Here is a 5,509-nt window from a genome sequence, read left to right as displayed (position 1 = left end):
CTGGAGGGGTGCTGGGGAGGGGTGGGCGAGGTGGCGTAGTCGGCGGCCGACGAGGATGTCCAAGGGGACGGCCAGTGCGGTCCAGGCGGTCAGGACGGCACCCGTGGTGATCGCGAGGCGGTACACGGGGTGTGCGGCTCCCGGGGAGCGGGCTGGTGGGTCCGCACATCGTGTCCTAGATCGCTGGCATATTCACGCGTGACTCAGATCACCAGGAGCGCAGCTCGTGAGCGTCTTCTGAGGCGGAACTTGGACTATGCATGCAAAAAGTTGCCTCCAGGAACCAAAATCCTTGCTAACGACGGCACGGGGGGACCGACGCTCGTCGAAAGACCGTTCGGTCGTAGTGATCGTTTTTTGGCCGCAATGTTGCCCCGCTCTTGAGCAGTGTATCTCTATATTTTATCCCTTTTGCTCCGGAAGGCGGGCCCGGTAAAAGGCAAACCGGAATCCATCACTCTGGCCGAAAAACGTCTACGGGAACAAGTGTTCGCTTCAATGCGGTAGCGGGTGGTCAGCTCGGCGTGACAGGTTGTGCCTCTTCCCGGCGCCGTTGGGGCGCCGGGGTCTTTCCGTGGGGGGAAGATGACCAACCCGCGGGGTCCGCTTTTGCGTGCCCGCCATCGCATACGCTTGTCCGTCGCCGCTGCCACAACGGTGCTGGCAGTGGCCGCTGCCGGTGTTCCGCTGGCCGCCGGCACCGCCGACGCCGCCCCGTCCCACGCCACGTCGGTCTGGGGCCACCACCAGGCGGTGAAAGCCCCGGTCATCCCGGTCGGCAGGAACCGGCCGGTCGCCTCGGACACGCACCTGACCGCGGCCGCCTCGGCCACCGCACGCCGCGCCCGCCAGGCTGCCACCAGCAACGGAACCGTGTCACCGCTGGTGGCGCCGCCGTCGGGTCAGGGGCAGGTGCCCTGGCACCAGTACTCCGACATGAGGGTGACGGACTCCCTGGTGGCCCGGGTCGACCTCTCGTCCGGTGACCTGATGCTGGCTGGCACCGACTTCGACATCGCCGGCGCGGGCGACCGCCTGCAACTGACCCGCACCTACAGCTCGTTCACCGGCGTCGGCGGCACCGTCGGCAGCCGGTGGTGGGCCAGCTACGACCGGCGCCTGCAGGTGTCGGGTTCGGACGTGTACGCGATCGACTCCACCGGCGGCAGCGCCCACTTCACCGCCTCCGGCACCGGCGGGGCGTACGCGACTCCGGCCGGGTACTCGCAGGACCTGGTCAAGAACAGCGACGGCACGTACACGCTGACCGACCGCAAGTCCGGCAGCAGGGACACCTACAGCAGCAGCGGGGCGTTGACGAAGGTCACCGACCGCAACGGGGCGGTCATCAATGTCGTCCAGCACTCCGGTGGCGGGTACAAGCTGACCGAGGCCCGCACCGGGCGGTTCATCGACCTGGCCCCGTACACCACCACGCAGTGGCGGGCCACCGACAACACCGGCCGCTACGCAAAGTTCGACACCGACGGCTACGGCAACCTCGTCAAGGTCACCGACACCGCCGGCAAGCCGACGTACTTCGGGTACGAGTCGCTGTCGGATACCGACTTCCGGGTCAATAAGATCACCAGCCCCGAAAGCAACGTCACCAAGATCTCCTACGACAGCTCCAACCGGGTCCGGTCCCTGCAGCGCATTACCGACACCGGCGCCAACACCGGCCCGGCCTGGACCTACGCCTACAGCGCCGGCCTCGGGGCGGCGGGCACCGTCACCGCCACCGACCCCAACACCCACGCCACCGTCTACACCGTGGACACCACCGGGCAGGTCACCAAGGTCACCGACGCGCTGCAGCACTCGAAGTCGACGACCTACGACGCCAACCACAACGTCAAGACCGCCGTGGACGCGATGGGCAGCGGAGGCAGCGGCGCCAACACCACCGTCTACGGGTTCGACTCCCGCAACAACCCCTCCTCGGTGGGTCTGCCGACGGGTGCATCCGCGTCGTTCGGGCAGTACGCGACCAAGGCCGGCATGGACGTGCCGCCGGACTTCACCGACGCCCAGGGCAACAAGACCTCATACTCCTACGACGCGGTCGGAAACACCCTGTCGGCGGCCACCACCGGCAGCGGTGGCGGCGGGGCCACTGCGTCCTACACCTACAACCCCACCACCCCGACCTGCGGCGGCTTCGCCGGCCAGCGCTGCACCTCCAGGGACCGCGACAACCAGGTCACCTCCTTCCACTACGACAGCGCCGGGAATCTGGACAAGGTCACCCCGCCCGCCCCGCTGGCCGCGACCACGTACACCTACGACGGCCTGGGACGCCCCAAGACCGTCACCGACGGCCGCGGCATCACCACCACCTACACCTACGACGACCGCGACCGCACCACGTCGGTGTCCACCTCCGGCGGCGCAGCCGTCAGCCACGCCTATGACGACGACGGGTTCGAGCTGTCCCGCACCGACGCCACCGGCACCACCACGTACGTGCCCGACGCGCTCGGCCGCGAGACGCTGCGAACGCTGCCCGACCAGTCCACCACGACGCTGACGTACGACCCGGCCGGGAACGTGCAGACCTACACCGATCCCACCGGGCAGGTCGTCTACACCTACGACGACGCCGACAACCCGCACACGGTCAAGGACCCCAGCGGCGGGCTGACCACCTACACCTACAACAACGACGACGTCCGCACCGGCACCGCCTACCCGGGCAACACCGTGCAGACCGTCATCCCGGACAACTCCGGCCGCCCCTCGCACATCCGCACCGTCGCCGGGTCCACCGTGCTGGTCGACCTGTCCTACGACTACACCAGCGGCCTGAGCGGCACCGACGGGTCCGACATCCACACCCGCACCGACAACCAGGCCGGCAAAACCATCACCTACAAGTACGACGCCCAAGACCGCCTGAACTTCGCCAGCGAGACCGGCGGCGCCAGCTGGCTGTACTGCTACGACTCCGCCGGCAACCTGCACTCCGCCTCCGGCGCCACCACCTGCCCCGGCACCACCACCTACACCTACAACAACGCGTCCGAGCTGACCGGGAAGAACGGGTCCACCACCGGCTGGTCCTACAACCCCGTCGGCAACGAAACCAACGGCGCCTCCAGCAGCGGGGTCCGTACCAACGAGGCATGGTCGGACTTCAACCAGCTCACCTCCCTGACAGTGGGCGGCACTACCTACCCGGCCGCCTATGCCGGCACCGACAACGGCGAGCGCACCAGCCTCGGCGCCACCACCTTCCACAACGGCCCCGAGGGCCTGGCCGGCTCCACCGCCGCGGGCGTGGACACCGGATTCACCCGCGACGCGCAGGGAACACTGAACTCCATGCGGACCGGCGGCAAGTCCTACTACTACCTCACCGACGCCCAGGGCTCCGTCCTCGGCCTGGTCGACAACGCCGCCCACCGCGTGGACACCTACACCTACAGCCCCAACGGCCTCCCCCGAACCGCGCCCACCGAGACCGTCCCCCAGCCCTACCGCTTCCAAGGCGCCTACCTCGACCCTACGGGCCTGTACAAGATGGGCGCCCGCTACTACGACCCCGTCACCACCCGCTTCACCCAGACCGACCCCTCCGGCCAGGAACCCAACCCCTACGCCGCCCTCGGCAACAACCCCGTCAACCACACCGACCCCAACGGACTCGGCTTCTGCTCAAGCTCAGTCGGAAAATTCCTCTCGTCAGGCGGAGGTTTCGCCTGCAGAACCGACGAAGAAAAAGAGAAGATCTCGAACGAACTCGACCAGGTATCAGACATTGCTGACACTTGCAGTAAGGCATCTGGGGAATCTCTTGCAGAATTCTGCGACGAGTTCGGCGAGGCGGCCGACGTCGCCGGATACATCTACGAGACCTACTGACCCGCTCCAGGGCAGCCGCGGCAGCCTGGGCACGTGGACGGTCACCTCGGCTAAAGCGCTGACGCAGTCAAGGGGTTCGCCTTCCTCGTCTTCCTGACGCTGAGCGGCGCCGCAGCGTACGGGGAGTACCGCAACGAATGGCTCGGAGTCGCCCTGATGGTCGGCGTGGGCGTCATGACATTGCTGTATTTTGTACGCGCCCGATGATCATGGTCGCTCTACGGGGTTGTGGGCTGGGCTGATCATGTAGTTGGTTCGATCGTCTTTGCTGTGGGGCGGGCCGTGGGTCGGTGTTGACGCGTGGGTGCAGTGGCATCTGGTCTGCGCGTTCGACCAGTCCTCGCCGGCGTCCGGCGGGGGCTGCAGCGGGGGAGTGCCGACGAACTGCTGCCAGCCCTCCCGCGTGGTCGGCGGTGCATACGCCGCCGTCTGCTGCTCCTTGTCCGGTACGAGGGTGCCCTCGGCGAGTGTTACCACTGGGCTGCCTCCTTCAGGGCGTCGTGATCGGCGACGGGCGGGGGACTGCGTCCGGCCCGGATGGCTGTTCGTCACCGGCGGGGGCGCCGCCGGCATCGTTCGGGGAGCCGAGACGCTCGTCGTCCTCGTCCCAGCCGTCCTCGAACTCCTCGCCCGCGGCCTCGGGGCGCGTCAGGATCGTGCGGGCTTGTTCGGTGGTGGCGGGCCGTGAGACGTCGCGTACGGCGCGGCAGTCGCCGCGGTGCACGATCCGGGCCGGCCGACACTGGTGCCGAAGTAGACGGGTTCCTCGATCCGCCACCGGGCCGGGACGGCGTACCGCTCGGTGGGCACCGCGTCCGTAGGACTGCCCCTCGATGGGCTGGCAGGCGCCGGCTGGCGCGCGGAAGTCGACCGCGGCCGGGACCGCCAGGAGCCGGCCGTGCTTGCTGCCCTGGCTGGGCAGGTGGATCTGCAGGTCGAACCACCACGACGTGTCGGCCTCCTGGCGCCTGGCCTTCACCACGGCGAACAGCACTTGGTGGTCCGGGAGCTCCACCGTCACCAGCGGCCCGTCGGCCTGCGGCAGCACCGGCTCCTGGCTGCGGTCCTGGTCCTCACCCATGGAACGAATATTAGTTCGATTCCCTGGTGGAACGCGCGGCGGAGGAACAGTGGAACGCGGGCCTCACCTCCGTACCCAAGGTGTTCCACGGGTGTCGCTGCCGCAGTTCGCAGGCTCGGAGCGCTGGAAAGCGGCGGACCCGATGTGCGGCTGTCGGTGCGGGGACCGGAGCCGGCGGGGAACAGGGCTAACGCCGCGAAGACATCTGAACTCCTATAGAGGGGTGGGTAAGGGTGGGGAACGGTGGATATGGCGTGCTCGGGGCGTGGGGCGCTGCCCCTTGTCCTGCGGTGCGCGCCGGGTGCGCACCGGTGCGCCGTCGGGTCCGCACAGTTGGGCGGCGTGGCGTGCGGGCGTCGGCGGCGGAGGGTTCCTACGATCCGCTGGTGGGACAGACCCCTGGGCAGAAGGCCGCGAAAGCGGCACGCGGGCAGCAGCCGAAGAAGCGGCCCGGCAAGGCGCAGCGCGAGGCGATGAACCAGGTCACCCACGGCGTGGCCAGCTCACCTTCCACATCGACCTCGACAGGCACGTGCTTGTGGTCGCCCTCCCACACCGCGTTGC

Annotated in this window: 3 protein-coding genes; 1 reads left to right on the top strand and 2 read right to left on the bottom strand. The window is 68.3% G+C overall.

Annotated elements, in window-relative coordinates; all coding sequences use genetic code 11:
• Positions 1 to 633: 633 nt before the first annotated feature.
• Positions 634 to 3,864, top strand: a complete 3,231-nt coding sequence (locus V7E46_RS32070) for an RHS repeat domain-containing protein (RefSeq protein WP_333771697.1) — start codon at positions 634 to 636, stop codon at positions 3,862 to 3,864.
• A 207-nt stretch (positions 3,865 to 4,071) separates the two neighbouring features.
• Here V7E46_RS32070 and V7E46_RS32065 read toward each other — a convergent pair whose 3' ends face one another.
• Both V7E46_RS32065 and V7E46_RS32060 read right to left on the bottom strand, forming a co-directional pair.
• The gene (locus tag V7E46_RS32065; protein WP_333771696.1) at positions 4,072 to 4,341 is read right to left on the bottom strand and encodes a hypothetical protein; all 270 of its coding nucleotides are present in this window, start codon (positions 4,339 to 4,341) and stop codon (positions 4,072 to 4,074) included.
• Positions 4,342 to 4,354: 13 nt separating this feature from the next.
• The gene (locus V7E46_RS32060) at positions 4,355 to 4,945 is read right to left on the bottom strand and encodes a DUF6233 domain-containing protein (RefSeq protein ID WP_333771695.1); all 591 of its coding nucleotides are present in this window, start codon (positions 4,943 to 4,945) and stop codon (positions 4,355 to 4,357) included.
• Positions 4,946 to 5,509: the final 564 nt, after the last annotated feature.

Origin of the sequence: Streptomyces sp. IBSBF 2435, assembly GCF_036815005.1 — a bacterium.
Lineage (GTDB): Bacteria > Actinomycetota > Actinomycetes > Streptomycetales > Streptomycetaceae > Actinacidiphila.
The sequence above is the reverse complement of the archived record's forward strand: the minus strand, read 5'-3'. Positions and strand labels throughout refer to the sequence as shown.

What these genes read in the sequence shown, in the direction of transcription:
- V7E46_RS32060 (WP_333771695.1), bottom strand. Translation starts at nt 4,945, where the DNA reads ATGGGTGAGGACCAGGACCGCAGCCAGGAGCCGGTGCTGCCGCAGGCC.